Origin of the sequence: Streptomyces sp. NPDC003247, from assembly GCF_042888135.1 — a bacterium.
Taxonomy (GTDB): Bacteria; Actinomycetota; Actinomycetes; order Streptomycetales; family Streptomycetaceae; genus Streptomyces.
The window spans coordinates 45,613-69,089 of record NZ_JBIAPF010000008.1; the positions used below are offsets into that span (position 1 = coordinate 45,613).

Annotated in this window: 21 protein-coding genes, 1 pseudogene and 1 riboswitch; of the genes and pseudogenes, 4 read left to right on the plus strand and 18 right to left on the minus strand. The window is 73.4% G+C overall.

Annotated elements, in window-relative coordinates:
* Positions 1-334: 334 nt before the first annotated feature.
* From ACFYWQ_RS26430 to ACFYWQ_RS26440, 3 genes and pseudogenes are all read right to left on the minus strand, one after another.
* A pseudogene (locus ACFYWQ_RS26430) lies at positions 335-1,112 on the minus strand (polyprenol monophosphomannose synthase); the annotation flags it as partial.
* A gap of 583 nt (positions 1,113-1,695) precedes the next feature.
* Complete coding sequence (locus tag ACFYWQ_RS26435; protein WP_389519494.1) at positions 1,696-3,309, minus strand: amidohydrolase; 1,614 nt, start codon at positions 3,307-3,309, stop codon at positions 1,696-1,698.
* 46 nt (positions 3,310-3,355) lie between these two features.
* Positions 3,356-3,796 (minus strand): Lrp/AsnC family transcriptional regulator, encoded by a 441-nt coding sequence (locus ACFYWQ_RS26440; RefSeq protein ID WP_385067172.1) that lies wholly within the window; start codon positions 3,794-3,796, stop codon positions 3,356-3,358.
* Between the two features lie 264 nt (positions 3,797-4,060).
* Here ACFYWQ_RS26440 and ACFYWQ_RS26445 point away from each other — a divergent pair, with 264 nt between their 5' ends.
* Complete coding sequence (locus tag ACFYWQ_RS26445) at positions 4,061-4,519, plus strand: hypothetical protein (RefSeq protein WP_389519496.1); 459 nt, start codon at positions 4,061-4,063, stop codon at positions 4,517-4,519.
* A 472-nt stretch (positions 4,520-4,991) separates the two neighbouring features.
* Here the strand turns inward: ACFYWQ_RS26445 and ACFYWQ_RS26450 are convergent, their stop codons facing one another.
* The 4 genes from ACFYWQ_RS26450 to ACFYWQ_RS26465 form a co-directional block, all read right to left on the minus strand.
* A complete protein-coding gene (locus tag ACFYWQ_RS26450) occupies positions 4,992-6,164 on the minus strand; it encodes an acyl-CoA dehydrogenase family protein (protein ID WP_389519498.1) in 1,173 nt (390 codons plus the stop codon).
* Between the two features lie 313 nt (positions 6,165-6,477).
* The gene (locus ACFYWQ_RS26455) at positions 6,478-7,137 is read right to left on the minus strand and encodes a TetR/AcrR family transcriptional regulator (protein WP_389519500.1); all 660 of its coding nucleotides are present in this window, start codon (positions 7,135-7,137) and stop codon (positions 6,478-6,480) included.
* Positions 7,138-7,232: 95 nt separating this feature from the next.
* Positions 7,233-7,373 (minus strand): SCO1431 family membrane protein, encoded by a 141-nt coding sequence (locus tag ACFYWQ_RS26460; RefSeq protein ID WP_389519502.1) that lies wholly within the window; start codon positions 7,371-7,373, stop codon positions 7,233-7,235.
* 118 nt (positions 7,374-7,491) lie between these two features.
* A complete protein-coding gene (locus ACFYWQ_RS26465; protein ID WP_389519504.1) occupies positions 7,492-9,009 on the minus strand; it encodes a peptidase C39 family protein in 1,518 nt (505 codons plus the stop codon).
* A gap of 440 nt (positions 9,010-9,449) precedes the next feature.
* Between ACFYWQ_RS26465 and ACFYWQ_RS26470 the strand changes: the two genes are divergently transcribed.
* A complete protein-coding gene (locus ACFYWQ_RS26470; RefSeq protein WP_389520065.1) occupies positions 9,450-10,022 on the plus strand; it encodes a uridine kinase in 573 nt (190 codons plus the stop codon).
* 491 nt (positions 10,023-10,513) lie between these two features.
* On the plus strand, positions 10,514-12,379 hold the full coding sequence (locus tag ACFYWQ_RS26475; RefSeq protein ID WP_389519506.1) for an AAA family ATPase: 1,866 nt from the start codon (positions 10,514-10,516) through the stop codon (positions 12,377-12,379).
* Positions 12,380-12,436: 57 nt separating this feature from the next.
* On the opposite strand, the gene ACFYWQ_RS26480 is transcribed toward ACFYWQ_RS26475, so the two are convergent.
* From ACFYWQ_RS26480 to ACFYWQ_RS26525, 10 genes are all read right to left on the minus strand, one after another.
* On the minus strand, positions 12,437-13,483 hold the full coding sequence (locus ACFYWQ_RS26480; RefSeq protein ID WP_389519508.1) for a hemolysin family protein: 1,047 nt from the start codon (positions 13,481-13,483) through the stop codon (positions 12,437-12,439).
* Positions 13,480-14,805: a hemolysin family protein gene (locus ACFYWQ_RS26485; protein WP_389519510.1), complete on the minus strand. Its 1,326-nt coding sequence runs from the start codon at positions 14,803-14,805 to the stop codon at positions 13,480-13,482. The genes ACFYWQ_RS26480 and ACFYWQ_RS26485 overlap by 4 nt, the downstream gene beginning before the upstream one ends.
* Before the next feature lie 200 nt (positions 14,806-15,005).
* Entirely contained in the window at positions 15,006-15,461 is a 456-nt protein-coding gene (locus tag ACFYWQ_RS26490; protein WP_389519512.1) for a PH domain-containing protein, read from the minus strand.
* A 14-nt stretch (positions 15,462-15,475) separates the two neighbouring features.
* On the minus strand, positions 15,476-16,324 hold the full coding sequence (gene hisG, locus ACFYWQ_RS26495) for an ATP phosphoribosyltransferase (RefSeq protein ID WP_389519514.1): 849 nt from the start codon (positions 16,322-16,324) through the stop codon (positions 15,476-15,478).
* A gap of 60 nt (positions 16,325-16,384) precedes the next feature.
* A complete protein-coding gene (locus ACFYWQ_RS26500) occupies positions 16,385-16,657 on the minus strand; it encodes a phosphoribosyl-ATP diphosphatase (RefSeq protein WP_389519516.1) in 273 nt (90 codons plus the stop codon).
* Positions 16,658-16,691: 34 nt separating this feature from the next.
* Complete coding sequence (gene ribH / locus ACFYWQ_RS26505) at positions 16,692-17,177, minus strand: 6,7-dimethyl-8-ribityllumazine synthase (protein WP_389519518.1); 486 nt, start codon at positions 17,175-17,177, stop codon at positions 16,692-16,694.
* A gap of 100 nt (positions 17,178-17,277) precedes the next feature.
* On the minus strand, positions 17,278-18,567 hold the full coding sequence (locus ACFYWQ_RS26510; protein ID WP_389519520.1) for a bifunctional 3,4-dihydroxy-2-butanone-4-phosphate synthase/GTP cyclohydrolase II: 1,290 nt from the start codon (positions 18,565-18,567) through the stop codon (positions 17,278-17,280).
* A complete protein-coding gene (locus ACFYWQ_RS26515; RefSeq protein ID WP_389519522.1) occupies positions 18,564-19,208 on the minus strand; it encodes a nicotinamide riboside transporter PnuC in 645 nt (214 codons plus the stop codon). Before ACFYWQ_RS26515 ends, ACFYWQ_RS26510 begins: the two co-directional genes overlap by 4 nt.
* Entirely contained in the window at positions 19,205-19,810 is a 606-nt protein-coding gene (locus tag ACFYWQ_RS26520) for a riboflavin synthase (RefSeq protein ID WP_389519524.1), read from the minus strand. Before ACFYWQ_RS26520 ends, ACFYWQ_RS26515 begins: the two co-directional genes overlap by 4 nt.
* 148 nt (positions 19,811-19,958) lie before the next feature.
* Positions 19,959-20,089, minus strand: a riboswitch (FMN riboswitch).
* A gap of 345 nt (positions 20,090-20,434) precedes the next feature.
* Entirely contained in the window at positions 20,435-21,700 is a 1,266-nt protein-coding gene (locus ACFYWQ_RS26525; protein WP_389519526.1) for an ROK family transcriptional regulator, read from the minus strand.
* A 111-nt stretch (positions 21,701-21,811) separates the two neighbouring features.
* On the opposite strand from ACFYWQ_RS26525, the gene ACFYWQ_RS26530 reads away from it, so the two are divergent.
* Positions 21,812-23,020 (plus strand): MFS transporter, encoded by a 1,209-nt coding sequence (locus tag ACFYWQ_RS26530; protein ID WP_389519528.1) that lies wholly within the window; start codon positions 21,812-21,814, stop codon positions 23,018-23,020.
* Here the strand turns inward: ACFYWQ_RS26530 and ACFYWQ_RS26535 are convergent.
* Entirely contained in the window at positions 22,980-23,438 is a 459-nt protein-coding gene (locus tag ACFYWQ_RS26535) for an acyl-CoA thioesterase (protein WP_389519530.1), read from the minus strand. The genes ACFYWQ_RS26530 and ACFYWQ_RS26535 overlap by 41 nt on opposite strands.
* Positions 23,439-23,477: the final 39 nt, after the last annotated feature.

Consider the following 23,477-nt stretch of genomic DNA (forward strand, 5'->3'; position numbering starts at 1 on the left):
GATCAGTCGTTCCTGTGCGACTCGGGCGACGACGGCGACGCGGACTCCGGAGCGGGCGCGGCGGCAGCCGGACGGTCGGAGGCCGAGCCCCCGGAAGCCGGCTCCTCGGACACCGGTTCCCCGGAGGCCTCACTCCCGGACACCGATGTCCCAGACGCCGAGGCATCGGACGCCGAGGCATCGGATGCCGGGGCCCCGGATGCCGTACCCCCGGAAGCCGAGCCGACGGGAGCCGCACCCGCGGAAGCCGAGCCGGCCGACGACGCACCGTCGGACGACGCACCGTCGGACGGCGGAGCGTCGGACGGTGCCGGCTGCTCCTGCCGCTCCCCCTTGCCCGCGATCTTGCCGACCCGCTCCCCCACGCCCCATGCCGTGACCCGCCACAGAGCCTCGACGAGGATGTCGCGGCTCATCTTGGAGTCACCGAGTTCCCGCTCGACGAAGGTGATGGGCACCTCGACCACGTGGAAGCCGGCCTTGACCGCGCGGCGGGCGAGGTCGACCTGGAAGCAGTAGCCCTGGGAGGCGACCTCGTCGAGTCCGAGGCCCTCGAGGGTCTCGCGGCGGAAGGCGCGGTACCCGCCGGTGATGTCCCGCAGGGGCAGATCCAGGGCCAGGCGTGAGTAGAGGCTGCCGCCGCGGGAGATGATCTCGCGGGACCTGGGCCAGTTCACGACGCGGCCGCCCGGCACCCAGCGGGAGCCCAGGACGAGGTCGGCGCCCTTGAGGGCGGTCAGCAGACGGGGCAGTTCCTCGGGCTGGTGCGAGCCGTCGGCGTCCATCTCGATCAGGACGCCGTAGCCGTGCTCCAGGCCCCAGCGGAAACCCGCGAGGTAGGCGGCGCCGAGCCCTTCCTTGCCCTTGCGGTGCAGCACCCGGACCTGCTCGTCGGCGGCGGCCAGCTCGTCGGCGAGCTTGCCGGTGCCGTCGGGGCTGTTGTCGTCGGCCACGAGGACGTGGGCCTCGGGGACAGCCTCGCGCACCCGGCCGACGATGGTCTTGATGTTCTCGGCCTCGTTGTAGGTCGGGATGATCACCAAGGCCTTGCCGAGCGGACCGAACTGCCTCCCACGGTCCTGTGCCGCGCGGGTCGCGTCGCCGTCGTTCACTGCTGCCCCTTCGTGTCCGTACGCAGGGGACCACCATAGTGGCCGCCGCCTGCGCCGACGTGACGGGACGTTCGTATGGTGGTGTCGTTTTCAGAAAAGCGGGGTATGTACGCGCTTTTGGGCTTGTATGTACGAGGCTACTGCGGAGGCGGGTGGCCCGGTGCAGTGCGGACGGGGGTGGTCCGGGGTGCTGCGGATGGGGGCCCGGCGCTCTTCGGGCCGACCTGGGACCCGCTGGCTGCGGGTCGACCGAAAGCCGTTGTCTACTGAGCGCCCGGGCCCCATCCGGGTCACACCTCCCCTACCGGCCGGAACGGTCCCTCGCCACGACGCGGGCGCTGAGCCTGGCTCCCAGTGGCGGTACGCCGGTGCGGCGGACCGTCCCTGACCCAGCGGCGCCCCGGCGAGTGAGCGGACGTTCCCCGGCGGGGCGTCCGGTGGTGGACTCGCCGAACCTATCGGCCCCCCGCCGTCGCCTGTCAACAGCCGTTCGACCTGCGGGTCTTCGGTCAATGCGCTGGTCAGCGGCAAGATCACCGGAGGGCGGGCGGACGGGTGATCCTCCGCCCACCGTCCCGGGGGATCACTCCCCCGGCCGTACGTGGACCGTCCGCCCTCCGACCACCGTGCGCAGGCAGACAGGCAGGTCGGAGCCCGGGGTCAGGTCGGGCAGGCCGGGCGTTCCGGAGCGGGGATCGGTGGACCAGCGGGCCACCCGGTCGTCCGGGGCCTGCACGACCAGTTCCTCCGTGCGCCACACCGCGTAGTCCGCCGGCGCGCCCGGCACCAGCACGCCCGCGTCGTCGCGTCCGACCGCCCGCCAGCCCCCGCGGGTGTGGGCGGTGAAGGCGGCGCGCACGGAGACGCGGTGCTCGGGCGTGCGGTGGAAGGCGGCGGCGCGGACCGTGCCCCACGGGTCGAGGGGCGTGACCGGGCTGTCGGAGCCGAAGGCCAGGGGGACACCGACGCGCAGCAGGGCGGCGAACGGGTTCAGCGTGCGGGCCCGGTCGGCGCCCAGGCGCCGGGCGTACATGCCGTCCTCGCCGCCCCACAGGGCGTCGAAGGCGGGCTGGACGGAGGCCGTCAGACCGAGTTCGGCGAAGCCGGCGATCGTCTCCGGGGTGAGCATCTCGGCGTGCTCGACCCGGTGCCGGGCGGCCCGGACCCGGGCCGGGCCGAGCGTGTCGGCGGCGGCGCGCACGCCCTCCACGACGGCGGAGACGGCGGCGTCGCCGATGGCGTGGAAGCCCGCCTGGAGGCCGGCCTCGGTGCAGGCCACGACGTGTGCGGCGATCTCGGGGGCGCTCAGGTAGGCGCGGCCGGTGTGGGCCGCGTCGGCGTACGGGGTGTGCAGACAGGCGGTGTGGGAGCCGAGGGCGCCGTCGACGAAGAGGTCGCCGGCCGCGCCGACGGCGCCGAGTTCGCGGGCCTTGTGCACGTCCCGCTCGGCCCAGTAGCCGACGACCCGCGGGCCCGGCTCCTCGCCGGCGAGCCGCAGCAGTCCGGTGAAGTCGTCCTCGGAGGAGATGTCGGGGCCCGCGCACTCGTGGACCGAGCCGATGCCGAGGGATACGGCGTGGGCGAGGGCGGCGCGCTGGGCGTCGGTGCGCTGCCGGGCCGTCACGGCCGCGAACGCCGCGGCGCGTACGGCGTGGTGGTCGTCGGCGGTGAGCGGGCGGTCCGGCGGAAGGTCCGTTCGGCCGAGGTCCGGGGTCAGGTCCAGCAGGGCCGTGGTGACGACCGCGGAGTGGACGTCGATCCGGGAGAGGTAGAGGGGACGGCCGCCCGCGGCCTCGTCCAGTTCCGTGCGCGTCGGCGGGCGGCCGCCGGGCCAGCGGGAGGCGTCCCAGCCGTGGCCGAGCAGCACCTTGTCCTGCGGGTGGGCCGCGGCGAAGTCCCGTACCCGGGCGAGGGCCGCCTCCAGGGAGGGCGCGGCCGACAGGTCCAGGCCGGTCAGGGCGAGGCCGGTGGCGGTGGTGTGGACGTGGGCGTCGGTGAACGCGGGGGTGACCAGGGCGCCGTCCAGGTCGACCACCTCGTCGACGCCGTCGGCGAAGGCGTCCGCCGCACCCTCGGAACCGACCCAGGCGACCTGGCCGCGCTCGACGACCATCGCGGTCGCGAACGGGTCGGCGGGGCTGTGGACCTCTCCTCGGCGGAGCAGGACGGTCTTCGGCTCGGGGGTGCGCTCACTCATGGACACAGTGTCGCGCCCCGCCCGGGCCGCCCGGCACGCGGACCCCTCAGATCCTCGGCGGCCGGGCCTCGTACGGGGTGGACAGGACGACCGTCGTCCGCGTCGAGACGCCCGCGAGCGCCCGGAGCCGGCCCAGCAGCTCCTCCAGTTCGTGCGGGGTGGCCACGCGCACCTTCAGGATGTAGTTCTCGTCGCCGGCCACGCTGTGGCAGGCCTCGATCTCCGGCACCCCGGAGAGACGGTCGGCGATGTCGTCGGGGGCGCTGGGGTCGAAGGGTTTCACCGAGATGAACGCGGTCAGGGGCAGCCCGACGGCCTCGGAGTCGACGACGGCCGCGTATCCGCGGATGACGCCGCGCTGTTCGAGCCGGCGCACCCGCTGGTGCACGGCCGAGGTGGACAGGCCCGTGGCCTTGCCCAGATCGGTGTAACTCATCCGCCCGTCCTTGACGAGCAGCTGCACGATTTGTCGGTCCAGCTCCTCCATGGCGCAAGAACTTACAGGGCACGCGATCTCCCCGTATACCTATGCAGCCCAGGTCATACGGGTTCGTGATGTGACCGAAGGTCAGGTGCGGGCGGACCCGGCGGACCGGTTCGCACCGGCACCTGCGCGCGGCATGTGACGAACACCACAAGCCCCGCCCGGGCTTCGTGATGTTCCCGTGATTACCCCCGAGACGGTCTGGGAAGTGCTTGCTGTGGTCGAGGCCGCAGCGCCTTCACGGCCCAGCCCGAGGGGGAGAATCCCATGCAGAGTCTTAAGCGCCCTGGTCGTACCGCGCCCAAGCGGTTCCAGCCCGTCGTCGTCGAACTCGAGCCGGAGGGCGTCGAACCCGACGGCTTCGACGCCGAACTCGCCGACGGGGACGAGGAGTTCGACGCGTACGACACCTTCGAGATGTACCGGGTGATCTGCCCGGACTGCGCGCAGCCCATCGCGCTGCTGGCGGACGAGGAGATCCTGCCGGAGCACGCGCTGTGCGCCTCGCCGTGGAACCCGTTCGGGCTCACGGTCTGCGCCGGCACCGGCCGCACGGCGTCCGAGGCGCGCCCCGCGGACGAGTCCTTCGAGCCCCAGGAGCAGGACACCGCCCTGCTGCTGACGCTCCCGCAGGGCCTGGACTGGCGCATGCAGCCCTTCTCCCACGTCGGCGGCCCGGGCTCGCGCCCGATGCGCGTGCCGACGACGCGCCGCCACGCCGCCTGAGCGTCCCGCCCGGCCGGAGCCGGCCCGCCTTCGTCGACTGCCCTGCACCGTGGCCCTGGGCTGCCATGACCTGAGGATGCCGTGGTGCAGGACCGCTGTGTCCGCACCGGCTCCCACGGCGCCCGCGCCGAGGCACCGCGCCGACCGGCGGGAGGACCGACGGACCGATGCCCCCGTCGGCCCCGCTGCGCCGCGACGGAGCCCGGGGCACCCTCCGAACTCACGCCCGATCGACCGGGCCGGTGACCCGGACGCGCGCCCGCGCGTTGCCCCGGTATGGTCCTCACCTACTCGACAGCGCCCGGGCGTCACCGCCAGCTCTACGTCCCGGCGCCCGCAGAATCGGTTCCGCCGGACCCGCCGATCTACCGTGCCGTGATGCGCGCCTGGGCCGACCGGGGCCGTACCCTGCCGGGCCGGCACGACCCGGAGTGGGCGCGTCTGGCGGCCCCGCTGGTGCGTCCGGGCCAGTTCAGCGGGTCTGCGGACCCACTAGGTGACGGGCGATGACCATGCGCTGGATCTGGTTCGTGCCCTCGACGATCTGCAGAACCTTGGCCTCACGCAGGTAGCGCTCGACGGGGAAGTCCGCGGTGTAGCCGTAGCCGCCGAGGACCTGGACGGCGTCGAGGGTGACCTGCATCGCGGCGTCGGTGCAGTGCAGCTTGGCCATGGCCGCCTGCGGCGCGAACGGCCGGCCGGCGTCCCGCAGCCGCGCCGCCGCCAGGTACAGGGCCCGGCCGGCCTCGACCCGGGTCGCCATGTCGGCGAGCAGGAAGCGCAGTCCCTGGAAGTCGGCGATCGGCCGCCCGAACTGCCGCCGCCGCCCCGCGTACACGACCGCCTCGTCGAGGGCGGCCCGGGCGACCCCGACCGCGCAGGCCGCGATGCCGAGCCGCCCGGAGTCCAGCGCGGCCAGGGCGATCGCGAAGCCCTGCCCCTCGTCGCCGACGCGGCGCGCGTCGGGGACCCGTACGCCGTCGAAGTGGAGCTGGGCGGTGGGCGAGCCCCGCAGCCCCATCTTCCGCTCCGGCGGCGCGGCGGTCAGGCCCTCGGCGTCACCGGGGACCAGGAAGGCGGTGATCCCCCGCGGGCCCGCGCCGCCGGTACGCGCCAGGACGGTGTAGAAGTCCGCGACGCCGCCGTGGGTGACCCAGGCCTTGGTACCGGTGATCCGCCACTCGTCGCCGTCGCGCACCGCCCTGGTCCGCAGCGAGGCCGCGTCCGAACCGGAGGACGGCTCGGACAGGCAGTAGGCGCCGAGCCGCCCGCCGCCGAGCATCCCGGGCAGGTGCGCGGCCCGCTGGGCCTCGGTGCCGTGGGCGGCGACCGGAAAGGCGGCCAGGGTGTGGACGCTGACGCCGAGCCCTACGGTGAGCCGGGCCGCGGCCAGTTCCTCCACGGCCTGGAGGTAGACCTCGTAGGGCTGGCCGCCGCCACCGTACGCGGGGTCGTACGGCAGGCCCAGGAGTCCCGTCTCCGACAGGAGGGTGAACAGCGGGCGCGGGAAGTGCCCGGCGGCCTCCTCCGCCGCGGCCGTCGGGGCGATCTCGCGGGCGGCGATGTCCCGGACGAGGGCGAGCAGGTCGCGGGCCTCCTCCGTGGGCAGGAGGCGGTCCACCGGCGGCGGGGAGCGGTCGGTCATGGCGGCACTCTCCTCCCTGGACCCTCCCGGTACCTCCGCCCCGCGCCGCACGGGCGACGGCGGCCGGCGGAGGCCGGGCGCTGCGAGTATGCCCGCCGAGCCGGCCGCCCGCACGGCCGGAAGGCGGCGAGATCGGTCCGTACCATTGACCGGAGTGGTCTAGTCCTCATAGGCTCACGGGCACCGCGTTTTCGCGTCCATGCCAATCGGCGCACGCGACACGGCGGGCGGTGAGCTGATCAGGGCCATCGGCCGGCCGGACCCGCGAGGGCACTCGGGGCGGAGGACCACGAGCCTCCGCCCCGGGGGCGGGTCAGGAGTCCCGGCGCGCCGGTTCCGGCGCCGGGAACGCGGGGTCCAGTTCCTCGACGGCGCGCAGGGCGCCGCCCAGGGTCTTCACCAGGAGGTCGCCCATGACCTCGCGGGAGAGCTCGGGGCGGTCGATCCAGTCGAGGGTGGCGCCCTCCACGCTGCACACCCAGGAGAGCAGGCCCATCCGGGGCAGCGGCGGGATGTCGCTGCGGCCGTACGCGCCCTCGGCGATGGTCGCCACGATCGCCTCGCGCACCCCGTCCCGGATGGCGTGCACCTCGGTGTCGAAGCCGACACCGCCGCTGACGATCGTGCGGTAGGCGGCCTGGTGGTGCTCGGCGAAGCGCAGATAGCCGTCGACGGTGCGGTGCACCCGGTCCACCTGGGGCAGCTCCAGGCCGCTCGCGGCGAAGGAGACCAGGTCCGCGACGGAGTCCTGGATGATCGCCATGTAGTAGCCGCGCTTGGACCGGAAGTAGTAGTAGATCAGCCCCTTGGCGACGTGCGCCTGCCGGGCGATGTCGTCCATCGAGAGCGCGTCGTAGGACGTGTCGGCGAACAACTTCCGCCCGATGGCGATGAGTTCGGCGCGGCGCGCCAGTGAGCGCTCGGTGCCGCGCGCCTGGGGACGGGCACCGGCACGCTGGTGACTGATGTTCAAGGTCGACCCTGGTCTCAACGGTCGGCGGGACGACGTCAGTATGTCAGGTCGAACGGTGGGTCAGATCACAGCGCCGGAGATCGCGGACACCGGCGTCAGAGCAGTCCGAGCTGGGTCACGAACATGGCCACGACGGCGACGAGGACCCATCCCATGACGTGTTCGAGGATCTTCGGCCCGTCGTCCCCGGGGCCGCCGGTGCGGGTACGGGAGGCGGTGGCTGCGTGTGCGGTCATGGTGTCTCGCTGAGGTCGGGCGTACAGGATCCGGACTGTCCACCTTGCCACCGGTCAGGGCTTTTGCGGTCGAGAGCTTGCTCACACGGCGGGAGCGCGTTCCCGCCGTGTGCCCGGTTCAGTGCACCCCCACCGCAGCGAGCGCCGTGCGCTGGCCCGCGGTCGGACGCGCCGGGAAGTAGAGGTAGCAGACGCCTCCGGTGCCGGAGACGACCGTGCCGCTCGCGTTGTACCGCTTGGTCCGCAGCCAGATGTTCTCGAACTCGCGGCGCCGGTAGACGCGCCGCACCGCCGCGTTGCTCGGCGAGGCCGGGTCGTTGGCGATCACGTCCCCCTCCGCGGTGAACCCGACGACGGTCATCAGATGGCCGGAGGTGCCGTACCCGGCGCCCGTCAGCTCCCCCTTCAGGAAGGACTGGGAGGTCATGGCCGGGATGCCGGCGGCGATCAGCGTCTCCAGATCGGTGAGGGAGGTGAGCCGGGTCACCACACCCTGGAGGCCCTCGAAGGTGGCCGCGTAGGCCGCGTTGAACGGCCAGTTGCCGCAGCCCGCGTACTGGTGGTCGTACGTGTTCCGGGCGGCGTGGCACACCTGCGGGTCGGCGTACGCGGGGTCGACCCAGGCGAGCTGCTCCGGGGTGAGGCGGCCGCCCCAGTACTCGATGATCATCTGGGACGAGGTGGGGCTGCACCAGGCCTCGCCGCCGTTGTCGTACTCGGGGTACTGGCCCGTGTGGATCTCCTGGGAGTACCGCGGCACGCTCAGCTCCCCGGCCGCGCCGGGCACGGAGGCCGGGACGGTGAAGCGGTCGGGGACGTCGGAGCCCATCGCCCCCAGCCGCCACACGGTCGGGGTCAGCTTCGTACCGGGCCTGCGGTAGAGGGTCAGCCGGAGGCGGTACGAGGTGAGGCGCAGGCCGGTGGAGGCGTCGTCGACGGCCAGCGTGTCCGTCCAGACGGTGCTCCTGCCGTCGCTCTGGCCGTCGACGGAGGTCCGCCGGATGTCCTGGTCGCCGGACGCCCACCGCCCCATGACGTACCAGGGGGTGTCCGTGCCGTCGGAGTAGGTGGCCCGCAGTTCGGCCTGGAGCCAGGTGCCGCCCGGGGTGCTCGCGTTCCAGGAGACGATCGCCTCGGTCGCGGGGACGGTGAGCCGGTGGACCGGGGAGGTCCAGGTCGCGTACTCCCAGGCGGCGGTGGTGCCGGTGTGCGGGTCGGTGTAGTCGGCGGTGCCGGCGGGGGTGCCGATCGCGACGCCGGGCCGCGTCCCCGCGACCGTCCGGGTGCCCCGGGCGGTTCCGGAGCTCCAGTCGGCGAGGGTCGTCCAGGAACGGTGGTCGACGGGCCGGCCGACGGCCGCTCCGGCGCCCGCGGCGCCGGCCGTCTCGGGGCCGGCGGTGCCGACCGTGCCGGAGCCCGTGGCGCCGACTGTCTCGGGTCCCGTGGCGCCGGCCGTGTCGGGGCCCGTGGTGCCGACGGTGTCGGCGGCCGCCGGGGCCGAGCCCCCCGCGACGGCCGCGGCGACCGCGGCGGCGAGGACGGTCCTGCGGGTGGGCCGGTCGGACGCCGCGGGACACTGGTCGATTCCGCCGGAGCGCTGCTCCGCTCCGCAGGACGGCTGTTCGGCTTGGCTCATGGGCGAACGACTCCCAGGGTCTGGCGGGTCGGGTCGGATCAGATCGGATCAGATCGGATCAGGTCGGATCAGGTCGGGTCCGGTGTGCGGTGTGCGGGCGTGCGGGTGCACGGCGTGCGCCCACTATGGCCGCAGGCGGCCGGGCCGGCCAGCACCGACGCCCGTGCCACGCCCGGCGACACGGGTCCGGACCATCGACGGCACCCGGGCGGACGCCGTACCGGCGGCCCACGCCCGACACCGCTGACGGCGCCGGCGTCGCATCGGCACCTCTGGACCCACCCCCTCACGGCACACGGCGTACGCCCCCGGCACGACGGCGGCCGGGCGGCCTCCGTACCGCACTAGACTGGCCCGCCGCAGACCCGCACCCCGCGCGCGGCCCCGGGCGGCACCGCCCGAGCCCGCCCGGGGCACGCCCCGAATCACCAGGACCCGCCATCCACCAGCTCGCCTCCCGGCTCCGCCGGCTGCCCCCGTCCTGCGGCCCGGTCCGTCTGATCGGCGTCGACGGGCACGCCGGTTCGGGGAAGTCCACGTTCGCCGGACGCCTGGCGGAGGCGCTGGGCGACGCGCCCGTTCTCCATCTGGACGACATCGCGAGCCACGACGAACCCTTCTCCTGGACCGGACGTCTGCTGACCCAGGTGATCACCCCCCTCCGCACCGGCGCGACGGCCCGCTACGCCCCCTACGACTGGCACGCCCGCCGCTTCGGCCCGCCGCGCCCGCTCCCGGCCGCCCCGGTGGTCCTGGTCGAGGGCGTCGGCGCGGGCCGCCGCGCCCTGCGGCCGCACCTGGCGCACCTGCTGTGGATGGAGCTGCCCCGCGAGGAGGCCTGGGCGCGGGGGCGTTCACGGGACGGGGAGGAACAGCGGGACTTCTGGGACGGATGGGTCCGGGCCGAGGAACGTCATTTCGCCGAAGACCCGTCGAGACCGTACGCCGACACGGTGGTGCGGCAGGTGAACGAGGGGTACGAGATGCTGCCGGGGCCCGTGGGAACGCGCTGAGCGCACCACACCGTCACACACGGTGAGGGACCGCCCGCGATGTGGTGAACCTGTGAAGGGGGCGTGCGTGCGAACTTCGCCAAGTGCTCCGACCCTGCTTGACCGGCGGCCCGTACAGGACTTACGTTCTCAATGTGCGGCAATCCAAGCCGCCCCAGGACGCGAAGCCCCCGGTTGTTCCCCCGTGATCGGGGGCTTCGTTCTGCCCTCGTCCGGCGCCCTCCGCCCCGGACGACCGCCGCGCGGCGCCGTTCGCTCACCCAGGGTCACCGCCTCCAGTTGCGCCCCTTCTGCCCCCACCACGCCAAACGTCCTGTGCGGCACCCTTCGGCGGGCGACACCCCCGCAGGTACGATGCCCTCGGTGCGACCTACGGACAGCTGCTGCGCGCACCTTGCAACTCCGGTCCGCGGCACAGCGGTTCGACCAAGGCGGCCGGTGGGCGACGGCCCGGCGGCATACCGACGGGGGCACGGTTTGTGGGGGACGTGATGGACTTCGGCACGCGGGGCCCCGAGGCCCCGGCCGACCTCGCCTGGCTGCGAGGCGTGGACGCCTACACGATGGGCGCGTATCCACAGGCGGAGGAGGAGTTCCGCACCGCGGTGCGGATCGATCCCGGCATGGCCGACGGCTGGCTCGGGCTGCACGCGCTGCGCGTCGACACGACGACCGCGCTGCTGAGGATGTTCCGGCATCGCGACCGCTTCGGCGAACAGCGCACCCGGCACCGACGCACCCTCAACTCCTGGTATTGGCTGGGCTGGTGGGTGCAACCGGTACTCGAAAGCCCCCGCGACCTGCTGCTCGCGCACGCCTCGCACTGGCTGGACGGCCGGCACGTGCCCGAACTGGACCGGGCGCTCGCCGGGCTCCCGCCCGTCGACACCGACCAGCAGGTCCGCTTCCTGCACGCCTGCCGCGCCTACCTGGTCAAGGACTGGGAGCAGTTGGTCCGGCACACCGACCCGCTGGCCGACGACCCGCTGCTCGGCATCGAGGCCGGCCTGTTCGGCGGCATGGCCCGGGTCCGGCTGGAGATGTACGGGCAGGCCGAGCCGTTGCTGTCGACGGCGCTGATGCGCTGCCGCAGCGAGCAGCCGCAGCGCAAGGAACTGCGCTACTGGCTGGCCCGCGCCCACGAGGGCACCGGCCGCTCGGCCGCCGCCCTCCCCCTGTACCGCGCCGTCCACCGCGTCGACCCGGCCTTCATGGACACCGCGGCCCGGCTCGCCGCGATCGCCGAGGGCGACGGCTACGACGATCCGGGCGACCTCGCCCCGATCACCCTCACCGGTGCCGGCCAGGACACCGGTGACGGGCCCGACGTCCTCGACCCGCTCTTCGGCACCGAAGGACGGGACCTGAAGCTCACCGAACCCGGCGACCTGCCGCCGGTCGGCCCCCTCCCCTCGGTGACCGGCCCGGCGGTGCGCGAGCGGACGCTGGTGCCCTCGGTGCTGCCCGCCGGGCCCACCGACCCCGTCCTCCTGGAGGAGGCACTCGCCGAACTGGAGCGCATGGTGGGCCTGGAGCCGGTCAAGCGCCAGGTCAAGGCGTTGTCGGCGCAGTTGAACATGGCCCGGCTGAGAGCCGGGCAGGGCCTCCCGGTCCAGCCGCCCAAGCGCCATTTCGTCTTCTCCGGCCCCTCCGGCACCGGCAAGACCACGGTGGCCCGTATCCTGGGCCGCGTCTTCTACGCCCTCGGCCTCCTCGGCGGCGACCACCTCGTGGAGGCCCAGCGGGCCGATCTGGTCGGCGAGTACCTCGGCCAGACGGCGGTCAAGGCCAATGAGCTGATCGACTCCGCGCTGGGCGGTGTCCTCTTCGTCGACGAGGCGTACTCCCTGTCCAACTCCGGCTACGGCAAGGGCGACGCGTACGGCGACGAGGCACTCCAGGTGCTGCTGAAGCGGGCCGAAGACAACCGGGACCACCTGGTGGTGATCCTGGCCGGCTATCCGGAGGGCATGGACCGTCTGCTCGCCGCGAACCCCGGGCTGTCGTCCCGCTTCACGTCCCGTGTCGACTTCCCGTCGTACCGGCCGCTGGAACTCACCTCGATCGGCGAGGTCCTCGCCGCGGAGAACGGTGACGTGTGGGACGAGGAGGCCCTGGACGAGCTGCGGTCGATCGCCGGGCACGTGGTGGAGCAGGGCTGGATCGACGAGCTGGGCAACGGGCGGTTCCTGCGCACCCTGTACGAGAAGAGCTGCGCCTACCGGGACCTGCGGCTGTCGGTGTATCCCGGGGCCCTGACCCGGGACGATCTGTCGACGCTGCGGCTGCCGGACCTGATGCAGGCGTACGGGGAGGTGCTGTCGGGCCGGGGACCGCAGGATCCGTCGGCCCTGTAGGCCGCCCGGCCCGTGGCGCGGGCGCGCCGCCGGAAGCGGCACGCCCGCGCGCGAGGGCTACGAGGCCATCACCACCTCGGGCACGTCCCGGTGGGCCGGATCCCGCACCTCGCCGACGAGCAGTTCCAGGACGTCCTCCAGGGCGACCAGGCCGAGCACCTTGCCCGAGGCGTCGGCGACCTGCGCCAGATGGGTCGCCGCCCGGCGCATGACCGTCAGCGCGTCGTCGAGGGGCAGGTCCGCCCGGAGGGTCGTCATGGAGCGCCACACCTGCTGCGGCACCGCCCGGTCGGAGTGCTCCAGGTCCAGGACGTCCTTCACGTGCAGGTAGCCCATGAAGGCGCCGTTCTCCGCGGCGACGGGGAAGCGGGAGTAGCCGGTGCGGGCGGTGAGGTCGACGATCTCGCCGGGGGTGACCGACGGACTGACCGTCACCAGCGACTCGCGCCGCAGCAGCACGTCCGTGACCGGCCGGGAGCCGAGCTCCAGCGCGTCCTCCAGCCGCTCCTGCTCCTCGGGGTCGAGCAGACCGGCCTGGCCGGAGTCCTCCACCAGCCGGTTGAGCTGTTCGCTGGTGAAGACGGCCTCCACCTCGTCCTTGGGCTCGACGTCGAACAGGCGCAGGATGCCCTGGGCGCAGGCGCCGAGGGCGACCGTGATCGGACGGCACAGCCGGGCGAAGGCGACCAGCCCCGGGCCGAGCCACAGCGCGGCCTTCTCCGGGGCCGCCATGGCGAGGTTCTTCGGGACCATCTCGCCGATGACGAGGTGGAAGAAGACCACGGCGGCGAGGGCGATGACGTAGCCCAGCGGGTGGATCATCCCGTGCGGGAGGTGGACCCACTCGAAGACGGGCTCCAGCAGGTGCGCGACCGTGGGTTCGGCGACCGCGCCCAGGGTGAGGGAGCAGACGGTGATGCCGAACTGGGCGGCGGCCATCATCTGGGGCAGGCGCTCCAGACCGTGCAGGACCTGGCGGGCGCGGGCGGTGCCGAGTGGCTCGATCTGGCTGCGGCGGACCGACACCAGGGCGAACTCGGCGCCGACGAAGAAGCCGTTCGCGAGCACGAGGAGAGCGGCGAGGGCGAGTTGGAGGACGCTCATCGGGCGGCCTCCACGACGGCCCCGGTGCGCACGAGGCGGACCCGCTCGGCCCGGTAGTGGCCGACGCGGCGCACCGACAGGCGCCAGCCGGGCAGCTCGGCCCGGTCGCCGACGGCCGGGATGCGGCCCAGCAGGTCGGCGACGAGTCCGGCGACCGTCTCGTAGGGCCCCTCGGGCACGTCGAGGCCTATCCGCAGCAGGGTGTCGACACGGCAGCTGCCGTCGACGTCCCAGGCGGGCCGGCCGTCCTCGGGCGGCACGGCGGCCAGTTCCGGGGTGTCCGCGCCGTCGTGCTCGTCGCGGACCTCGCCGACGATCTCCTCGACGATGTCCTCCAGGGTGACCACGCCGGCCGTGCCGCCGTACTCGTCGACGACGACGGCGATGGGCTGCTCGCTGCGCAGCCGGGCCAGCAGGGGCCGGACGGGCAGCGTCTCGGGGACGAGCAGCGCCGGGCGGGCGATCCGGCCGACGGGGGTGCGCAGCCGTTCGTGGACGGGGACGGCGAGGGCGTCCTTGAGGTGGACCATGCCGACGATCTCGTCGATCTTCTCGTGGTAGACGGGGAAGCGGGACAGGCCGGTGGCGCGGGTCAGGTTGACCACGTCCTCGGCGGTGGCCGACGCCTGAAGGGCGCTGACCTTCACGCGCGGGGTCATGACGTGCTGGGCGGTGAGCTCGGCCAGGGACAGGGTGCGGACGAAGAGGTCGGCCGTGTCCTGTTCGAGGGCGCCGGCCTGCGCGGAATGCCGGGCCAGGGAGACCAGTTCGCCGGGGGTGCGGGCGGAGGCCAGTTCCTCGGCGGGCTCGACGCCCAGGGCCCGCACGAGCCGGTTGGCGACGGCGTTGAGGCCGGCGATGACCGGCCGGAAGAGGCGGGCGAAGGCGTACTGCGGGCCGGCGACGAAGCGCGCGACCTGGAGGGGCCTGGACACCGCCCAGTTCTTGGGCACGAGTTCGCCGATCACCATCTGCACGGCGGAGGCCAGCAGCATGCCGACCGCGACGGCGACACCGGAGACCGCGCCCTCGGGGATGCCGGTCGCGGTGATCGGGCCGTGCAGCAGCTCGGCCAGCGCGGGTTCGGCGAGCATCCCGACGACGAGGGAGGTGATGGTGATGCCGAGCTGGGTGCCGGAGAGCTGGAAGGACAGCTCCTTGAGCGACTCGACGACCGTACGGGCTCGTCGGTCGCCGTCGGCGGCGGCCTTCTCGGCCTCCGGTCGCTCGACGGTGACGAGGCCGAACTCGGCGGCGACGAAGAAGCCGTTGGCCAGGATCAGCAGGAACGCGGCTGCCAGGAGCAGCAGGGGGATGGTCATGAAACCGCCGCCTCCGCTGGGGAGGGGGCGGCGCAGGTACTACAGGACGAACCGTCCATCGCCTGAGAGGGTCACTCCTCGGGTAGCAGGAACCCCTGTGCGCCGGGCCCGGCACGACAGGGGCGGAGACGTCGGGGAAACGTCTCCGCCACCAGATTAATCAAGACACGGGCCCGTGCGGCAGGGTGGACGACCCCGAGTCAGCCCTGATCTTGCTCGGGGTCGCGCAGGGAGCGGGCCTCGACGAGGGTCCGCAGGGCGCGTGCGTCGGCGATGGCGCGTTCCCTGGCGATGCCCGGCTGGATGCCGAGCGCGGGCAGGCTGGTGCCGTCGCTGAGGTCGAGGAACACCCAGGCGTCGCCCGGACGGAGGTTCACCCGGAGGATCTCCGCCCAGTCCAGGTGCCTGCGGCTGGCGATGTTCACCACGGTGACACCGGAGTCGTCGGCGACGACCTTGACGCGGGCCAGCTGGGCCAGCACCCAGAAGCTGAGGGCGCCGGTGACGACGAAGCTGAGCCGCTCCCCGGGGCCGAGCTGCTCCAGGAGCAGCGAGACGCCCGAGATCACGACGAAGATCACGACACCGGCGGTGAGCAGCACCGCGCGGGTGCGGCCCGGCCGGAAGGTGACGGGGAGGGTGGGCAGGTCGGACATCGTCGGCGGGTACCTCAGAGGCGGCAGGCGTGGATCGCCGTGGTCAGGATGGCGCGGGCGCCGATGTCGTACAGGTCGTCCATGATCCGCTGTGCCTCCTTGGCGGGGACCATGGCGCGGACGGCGACCCAGCCCTCGTTGTGCAGCGGGGAGACGGTCGGCGACTCCAGGCCCGGCGTCAGGGCGACGGCCTTCTCGAGCTGCTCGACGCGGCAGTCGTAGTCCATCATCACGTACGTCCGGGCGACGAGGACGCCCTGGAGGCGGCGGAGGAACTGCTGGACCTTGGGCTCGTCGGTGCCGGCGCCGGTGCGGCGGATGACGACGGCCTCGGACTTCATGATCGGCTCGCCGATGACCTCCAGGCCCGCGTTGCGCAGGGAGGTGCCGGTCTCGACGACGTCCGCGATGACCTCGGCGACGCCTAGTTCGATGGCGGTCTCGACGGCGCCGTCCAGGTGGACGACGGAGGCGTCGATGCCGTTGTCGGCGAGGTGCTTGGCGACGATGCCCTCGTAGGAGGTGGCGACGGTCATGCCGCCGAGGTCCTCGACGCCCTTCGCGGTGCCGGGCTTGGTGGCGTAGCGGAAGGTGGAGCGGGCGAAGCCGAGCGGGAGGATCTCCTCGGCGTTGGCGCCGGAGTCGATGAGCAGGTCGCGGCCGGTGATGCCGATGTCGAGGCGGCCGGAGGACACGTAGATGGCGATGTCGCGGGGGCGGAGGTAGAAGAACTCGACCTCGTTCTCCGGGTCGACGATCCGCAGTTCCTTGGACTCCCGGCGCTGCTGGTAGCCGGCCTCATGCAGCATCTCCGCCGCAGGGCCTGACAGGGAACCCTTGTTGGGGACGGCGATGCGCAGCATGAGGCGAGCTTCCTTCGTTCGGGCGGGAAATGCGTGGGGGACGGATGGGACGGGTGCGGCTCAGAGGTGGGCGTAGACGTCGTCCAGGGAGATCCCGCGGGCGACCATCATCACCTGGACGTGGTACAGCAGCTGCGAGATCTCCTCGGCTGCCGCGTCCTTGCCCTCGTACTCGGCGGCCATCCAGACTTCGGCGGCCTCTTCGACGACCTTCTTGCCGATGGCATGGACGCCCTTCTCGACCAGTTCGGCGGTGCGGGAAGTGGCGGGGTCGCCGGTGGCGGCCTTCTGCTGGAGCTCGGTGAAGAGCTCCTCGAACGTCTTCTTGGACATGGTGCCGCCCACTTTACGCGGTGTGCCGGCCGGGCTAGCGCCACGGTTCGGATACTGAGCGGAGGGTGGCCGCGGTCGCCACCGCCGCCGTCACCGCCTCGTGTCCCTTGTCCTCGCTGGAGCCGTCGAGGCCGGCCCGGTCGAGGGCCTGTTCCTCGGTGTCGCAGGTGAGCAGTCCGAAGCCGACGGGGACGCCGGTGTCCACGCTGACCTGGGTGAGGCCCTGGGTGACGCCCTGGCACACGTAGTCGAAGTGCGGGGTGCCGCCGCGGATGACGACACCGAGGGCGACGATCGCGTCGTAGCCGCGGCCCGCGAGGCCCTTGGCGACGACCGGGAGCTCCCAGCTGCCGGGGACCCGCAGCAGGGTCGGTTCGTCGATGCCCAGGTCGTGCAGGGCGCGCAGGGCGCCGTCGACCAGACCGTCCATCACCTTCTCGTGCCACTGGGCCGCGATGACGGCGACCCGCAGGTCGCCCACGTTCTCCACGGACAGTTCCGGTGCGCCCTTGCCGCTCACGTCTCTCCTCGGTGCCGTAGTGCTGTCGTGCTGTGTTGCTGTCGTGCTGTGTTGCTGTCGTGCTGTGTTGCTGTCGTGCCGTGTTGCTGTCGTGCTGTGGTTACTGGTTGCCGCAGGGGGACACGGGGGCCGTGTCCAGCCAGGGCAGGTCGTGGCCCATCCGGTCCCGCTTGGTGCGCAGGTAGCGGATGTTGTGTTCGCCCGCCTGGACGGGCATCGGTTCGCGTGCGCCGACCTCGAGGCCGTGGCGCAGCAGCGCGTCCGTCTTGTCGGGGTTGTTGGTCATCAGTCGGACGCTGCGTACGCCGAGGTCGGCGAGGATCTGGGCGCCGGCCGCGTAGTCGCGGGCGTCGGCGGGCAGGCCGAGTTCGAGGTTGGCGTCGAGGGTGTCGTGGCCCTGTTCCTGGAGTTCGTAGGCCCGCAGCTTGGAGAGCAGGCCGATGCCGCGGCCCTCGTGGCCGCGCAGGTAGACGACCACGCCCCGCCCCTCGGCCTGGATGCGCCGGAGGGCGGCGTCGAGCTGGGGCCCGCAGTCGCAGCGCTGGGAGGCGAAGACGTCGCCGGTGAGGCATTCGGAGTGGACGCGGACCAGGACGTCGCGGCCGTCGCCGATGTCGCCGTGGACGAGGGCGACGTGCTCGACGCCGTCGACGGTGGAGCGGTAGCCGTACGCGGTGAAGGTGCCGTGGGCGGTGGGCAGGCGGGTCGCGGCCTCGCGGCGGACGGTGGGCTCGGCGCTGCGGCGGTAGGCGATCAGGTCCTCGATGGAGATGATCGTCAGGCCGTGCTTGCGGGCGAAGGGGATCAGTTCGGGCAGGCGCAGCATGCGGCCGTCCTCGCCGGCGATCTCGACGATCGCGCCGGCCGGACGCAGGCCGGCGAGCCGGGCGAGGTCGACGGCGGCCTCGGTGTGTCCGTTGCGGACGAGGACGCCGCCGGGCCTGGCGCGCAGCGGGAAGACGTGGCCGGGGCGGACGAGGTCGGTGGGCTCGGCGGTGCCGCTCGCCAGCAGCTGGAGGGTGGTGGCGCGGTCGGAGGCGGAGATGCCGGTGGTGACGCCGTGCGCGGCGGTGGCGTCGACGGAGACCGTGAAGGCGGTCTTCATCGACTCGGTGTTGTCGGCGACCATCTGCGGGAGGCGGAGCCGGTCGAGTTCGTCGCCCTCCATGGGGGCGCAGATCAGGCCGCGGCACTCGCTCATCATGAAGGCGACGATCTCGGGGGTGGCCTTCTCGGCGGCGATGACGAGGTCGCCCTCGTTCTCGCGGTCCTCGTCGTCGACGACCACGACCGGCCGGCCGGCCGCGATGTCGGCGACGGCCTGTTCGATCGGGTCGAGGGCGAAGTCCTCGATGTCGTCGGCGGGGTACAGGACGGGGGCGGTGCTCATGCCGGCGCTCCTTCCAGAGCGGACTGCGCCGGGCCCTTGCGGGAGCGCAGCCACCAGTCGCGCATGCCCCACAGGACGAGCGCGCCGTAGATGACGTAGACGAAGCCGGAGAAGGCGTAGCCGTTGGCGAAGTTGAGGGGGACGCCGACGAGGTCGACGAGGAGCCAGGCGAACCAGAACTCGACCATGCCGCGGGCCTGTGCGTACATGGCGACGATGGTGCCGACGAAGATGTAGGCGTCCGGCCAGGGGTCCCAGGACAGGGACGGGTAGGCCTTGAAGAGGAGGGCGACGGCGACCGTGCCGAGGGCGGCGGCGCCAGCCATGGCGGCGCGCTCGGTCCAGGTGGCGAAGCGAGGGGTGATCTGGCCGTCCGCGGCCCGTCCCTTGCTCCGGTTCCACTGCCACCAGCCGTACAGGGCGACGGCCATGACGACGACCTGCTTGCCGGCGCTGCCGGTCAGATGGCCGTAGAAGGCTCCGAAGAGGACGAGTCCGGAGAGGAACTGCACCGGCCAGGTCCACAGGGAGCGGCGCCAGCCGAGGGCGAGGGTGATCAGGCCGAGGATGTTGCCGATCATGTCCGACCAGAGGATGTGCTGGCCGAAGAGGACGAACGCCTCCGAGTTCAGCTGGTTCACCGGGTGCCCCCCTGGCCCGCCGCGAGCAGGCGCTCGACGTACTTGGCGACGACGTCGACCTCGAGGTTGACCGGGTCGCCGGGCTGCTTGAGGCCGAGGGTGGTCAGCGCGAGGGTGGTGGGGATGAGGCTGACGGTGAAGTGGTCGGCGCCGGCGTCGACGACGGTGAGGCTGATGCCGTCGACGGTGATGGAGCCCTTCTCGACGACGTACCGGGAGAGGTCGGCCGGGAGCGAGATCCTGACGATCTCCCAGTGTTCGGACGGCGTGCGCTCCAGCACCCGGCCGGTGCCGTCGACGTGGCCCTGCACGATGTGGCCGCCGAGGCGGGCGCCGACGGCGGTGGGCCGTTCGAGGTTGACGCGGGCGCCGACGCCGAGGGCACCGAGGCTCGATCGCTTGAGGGTCTCCGCCATGACGTCGGCGGTGAACTCGTCGCCCTCGTGGTCGACGACGGTGAGACAGACCCCGTTCACGGCGATGGAGTCGCCGTGCTTCGCGCCCTCGGTGACGACGGGTCCGCGCAGCCGGAAGCGGGAGGCGTCGCCGAGGTTCTCGACGGCGGTGACCTCACCCAGCTCTTCGACGATTCCGGTGAACACTTCCCGGGTCCTCCTGCCTCATTGGGGCACGGACTCCGGGGCCTGTCGATGACGACAGAACGTACGGGCGACGACACCGGGAGCGACGCCGGACGGACTCGTCCCACTGGAACGAGCACAGACGGCGGCGCGCACGAATGCCCGCCCGCCGCGCACTGCCTCCCATCCGGACTTTAACCGTCGGTCCAGGAATTTCACCTGGTCAACCGGCCGCTGGAAGCGGCCGGGTCGCGGACTGTAACCGCCGGTTCGGAATTTCACCGACCCCGGAGTGCGCTGCTTTAGGTACAGGGTCAGTGTGCCACGCCCGATCGCCGTCCAGAGGGGCGGGCGGTGTGGGGTGGCTCACAGGCCGCAGAAGCGGACGTCACGGACGGCCGGGAGCGCCTCCAACCACCGGCCGGGCGGGCGGACTTGAGATTGGTCCATACCCATTGACGCACTGGTCTAGTCCTCTCTAGGGTCCTCCAGGGTCCGCACCACGTCCGCGCGGACCTGCCGCCCCCTCCTCGGGACCGGCCCGGCGGCGGTGACGACGGCCCTTGCCCGCCGCCGGGTCTCCACATGGCCTCCCCTCCAACGCCCCACGTGGCCTGCCCGTCAGCGCCGCCGACGACTCGCCCCTCACGGCGTGCCGAACAGTTCCTCCTGGGCGGACTGCCTGGCCGTGAGGAGCGCACCGCGCAGCACCGCGCCCCCGCCCAGGCCGCTCGGCCGTACCTCGGTCGGCAGCGGGGTCATCCGCCTCAGCCGCTCCTCCACCCGGCTCGCGAGCGCCCGCCCGCCGGCCTGTCCGATCTCGCCCCCGAGGACGACGCACCCGGGGTCGAGGACGGCGACGACACAAGCGGCCCCCAGGGCCAGACGGTCGGCGAGCGCGTCGAGGAAGCCGGCCGCCGCACGGGCGGGCACCTCCGGCCGCACGGCCGCGGGGGGCGGAGCGGGACGCCCGCCGTCCCCGCGATCGGCCCCGCCGCCCCGGGCCTCGCCCACCGCCCGTACCGCGGCCCGTACCACTGCGGCCCCCGCCGGTTCGCTGCCCTCGGGCCGCGTGTCCAGTCCGTGCTCCCCCGCCAGCGCGACGATCGCCGCCGATCCGGCCAGGGAGTGGAAGCCGCCCTCGCTGTCCGTCGCCGAGGGCAGGCCGCCCGTGCCGGGTACGGGGAGGAAGCCGATCTCCCCGGTGCCGCCGGAGGCGCCCCGGCGCAGGGTGCCGTCGAGGACGACGGCGCCGCCCGTGCCGTGACCGAGCCAGAGCAGGGCGAAGGTGTCGCGGTCACGGGCGGCGCCCTCGCGCTGTTCGGCGAGGGCGGCGAGATTGGTCTCGTTCTCGATGCTGACGCGGGCCCCGGGCAGCCGCTCCTGGAGGGCGGCGACCAGGCGGCGGTGCCAGGCGGGCAGGCCGCGGGAGTCGCGCAGTTCGCCGCCGGCGGGGTCGATCAGGCCGGGCGCGCCGATGCCGACGGTGTGCAGCCGGTCGGCGCCGGCCTCCTTGACCGCCCGCTCGACCAGCGTCACCGCCTGCTCCACGGCGGGACCCGTGCCGGTGTCGCCGCCGATCGGGACGGACGCCTCGGCGCGTACCCGGCCGACCAGGTCGGACACGAGGACCGCGACGCCCTCGGTGCGCACGTCCAGGGCGGCGAGGTGGGCGCGGTCGGCGACGATGCCGTAGAGCTTGGCGTTCGGGCCGCGGCGCTGTTCGCCGGCCTCGCCGGCGACCTCGATCAGGCCGGAGGCGGTGAGGCGTTCGACGAGGTCCGCGACGGTGGGCCGGGACAGGCCGGTGAGCTGCTTGAGCTGCCCTGCCGTCAGCGGGCCCCGCTCCTGCATCAACCGCAGGGCGAGCCGGTCGTTGATGGCCCGGGCGGTGCTCGGGGATGCGGGCATGCGGCGAATCCTCCCACGGGGCGCCGGGACGTCACGCCGGACGACCCCCCTATTTATCAGGCAGGGTTCCTGATAGTTTACGGCTCCAGTGGGGATCAGGGAGGGTGGAGGATGAGCGACGTGAAGGGCCGACCCGAGGTGAGGCGGGCCCGGTACGCCGTGGCCGCCGTGTTCACCGTGCACGGCGCGGTCACCGGCTCGTTCGCCACCCGGGTGCCGTGGATCCAGGACCACGCCTCGGTCAGCGCCGGTCAGCTCGGCCTCGCGCTCGCCTTCCCCGCGTTCGGCGCGTCGGTGGCGATGCCGCTCGCCGGCCGCGTCAGCCACCGGTTCGGCGCCCGCAACGCGCTGCGCGGACTGATCGCCCTGTGGACGCTGTCCCTGGTCCTGCCGTCCCTCGCGCCGAACCTGGCGACCCTGTGCCTGGCCCTGTTCACCTACGGCGCGGCGGCGGGCATGGCCGACGTGGCGATGAACGCGCTCGGCGTGGAGGTCGAGAACCGCCTCGGCCGGTCGATCATGTCCGGTCTGCACGGCATGTGGAGCGCGGGCGCCCTGCTCGGCTCGGCCGGCGGGACGCTCGCCGCGCACCTCGGCTCGGACGCCCGCCTGCACCACCTGCTGGCGGCGGCGGTACTGACCGCGGTGGGGGTGGCGGCGTGCGGCTGGGTGCTCGACCTGCAACCCGCCGAGGACGAGGAGCCGCCTCCGCGGTTCGCCCTGCCGCCGAGGTCGGCGCTGCTCATCGGTGCCGTGGGCTTCTGCGCGGTGTTCGCGGAGGGCGCGAGCCTGGACTGGTCGGCGGTCTACCTGCGCGACCGGCTCGACTCCTCGGCCGGGCTCGCCGCCGCGTGCACGACGGGCTTCACGCTCACCATGGCGCTCGCGCGGATCGCCGGCGACCGGGTCGTGGACCGGTACGGGGCCGTGCGGACGGTCCGCGCCGGTGGCGTCCTCGGCGTCGCGGGCGGCCTGCTCATCGTCCTGGCGGGCCATCCCGCCGTCGCGATCGGCGGGTTCGCGCTCATGGGCCTGGGGATCGCCGTCGTCGTCCCGCTCTGCTTCGCGGCGGCGGGCCGCAGCGGCCCCAACCCGAGTCAGGCCATCGCGGGCGTCGCCACGATCACCTACACCTCGGGACTGATCGCGCCGAGCGCCATCGGCGGGCTGGCCCAGGCGACCAGTCTGACGGTGTCGTTCGCGCTGGTGACGACGCTGGCCGCCGGGCTGGTGGTCTTCGCCGGGGTCCTGCGCGCGGGCGAGCGCGACCGGCCGCGGGTCAGCCGGCCGGACGCAGCAGTTCCCGGCCCGCGGTCCTGAGCCTCGCGCTCCACGGCGCCGGGCGCATGGTCGCCGCGTCCAGCCGGACGAGGACCCGGGTGCCGTGGGCGTACGTCACCGCGCCGTCGGGCGAGCAGAACCGGAAGCCGTAGGTCAGGCCGGTGGTGCCGAGCCGCTCCAGCCACAGGTGGACGGCGTACGCGCCCGGCCGGGTCACCGGGGCCTCGTAGGTGACGCGCAGTTCCCTGACCGCGTTGCAGGCGTCCCCGGCCGCGGCCCAGTCGCCCTCGAAGCGCACCCCGTGGCCCTGCCACAGCTCGGTCCAGGCGCGCTCGACCAGCAGCGGGTAGCGGGCGTTGTGCAGCAGTCCGAGCGCGTCCAGGTCGTCGAAGTGGACGGTGACGGGGACCAACCGGCCGTACGACAGGGCGGGGGCGGTCGGGGCTTCGGCGGTCACGGGTGGGGCTCCTGAGGTGCGGGACGGCGGGGACGGATG

Excerpts from the sequence above, each read along its gene's own strand:
- ACFYWQ_RS26435 (WP_389519494.1), bottom strand. The coding sequence starts at position 3,309 with ATGAGTGAGCGCACCCCCGAGCCGAAGACCGTCCTGCTCCGCCGAGGA.
- ACFYWQ_RS26440 (WP_385067172.1), bottom strand. The coding sequence starts at position 3,796 with ATGGAGGAGCTGGACCGACAAATCGTGCAGCTGCTCGTCAAGGACGGG.
- ACFYWQ_RS26445 (WP_389519496.1), top strand. The coding sequence starts at position 4,061 with ATGCAGAGTCTTAAGCGCCCTGGTCGTACCGCGCCCAAGCGGTTCCAG.
- ACFYWQ_RS26450 (WP_389519498.1), bottom strand. The coding sequence starts at position 6,164 with ATGACCGACCGCTCCCCGCCGCCGGTGGACCGCCTCCTGCCCACGGAG.
- ACFYWQ_RS26460 (WP_389519502.1), bottom strand. The coding sequence starts at position 7,373 with ATGACCGCACACGCAGCCACCGCCTCCCGTACCCGCACCGGCGGCCCC.
- ACFYWQ_RS26465 (WP_389519504.1), bottom strand. The coding sequence starts at position 9,009 with ATGAGCCAAGCCGAACAGCCGTCCTGCGGAGCGGAGCAGCGCTCCGGC.
- ACFYWQ_RS26475 (WP_389519506.1), top strand. The coding sequence starts at position 10,514 with ATGGACTTCGGCACGCGGGGCCCCGAGGCCCCGGCCGACCTCGCCTGG.
- ACFYWQ_RS26480 (WP_389519508.1), bottom strand. The coding sequence starts at position 13,483 with ATGAGCGTCCTCCAACTCGCCCTCGCCGCTCTCCTCGTGCTCGCGAAC.
- ACFYWQ_RS26485 (WP_389519510.1), bottom strand. The coding sequence starts at position 14,805 with ATGACCATCCCCCTGCTGCTCCTGGCAGCCGCGTTCCTGCTGATCCTG.
- ACFYWQ_RS26490 (WP_389519512.1), bottom strand. The coding sequence starts at position 15,461 with ATGTCCGACCTGCCCACCCTCCCCGTCACCTTCCGGCCGGGCCGCACC.
- hisG (WP_389519514.1), bottom strand. The coding sequence starts at position 16,324 with ATGCTGCGCATCGCCGTCCCCAACAAGGGTTCCCTGTCAGGCCCTGCG.
- ACFYWQ_RS26500 (WP_389519516.1), bottom strand. The coding sequence starts at position 16,657 with ATGTCCAAGAAGACGTTCGAGGAGCTCTTCACCGAGCTCCAGCAGAAG.
- ACFYWQ_RS26510 (WP_389519520.1), bottom strand. The coding sequence starts at position 18,567 with ATGAGCACCGCCCCCGTCCTGTACCCCGCCGACGACATCGAGGACTTC.
- ACFYWQ_RS26525 (WP_389519526.1), bottom strand. The coding sequence starts at position 21,700 with ATGCCCGCATCCCCGAGCACCGCCCGGGCCATCAACGACCGGCTCGCC.
- ACFYWQ_RS26530 (WP_389519528.1), top strand. The coding sequence starts at position 21,812 with ATGAGCGACGTGAAGGGCCGACCCGAGGTGAGGCGGGCCCGGTACGCC.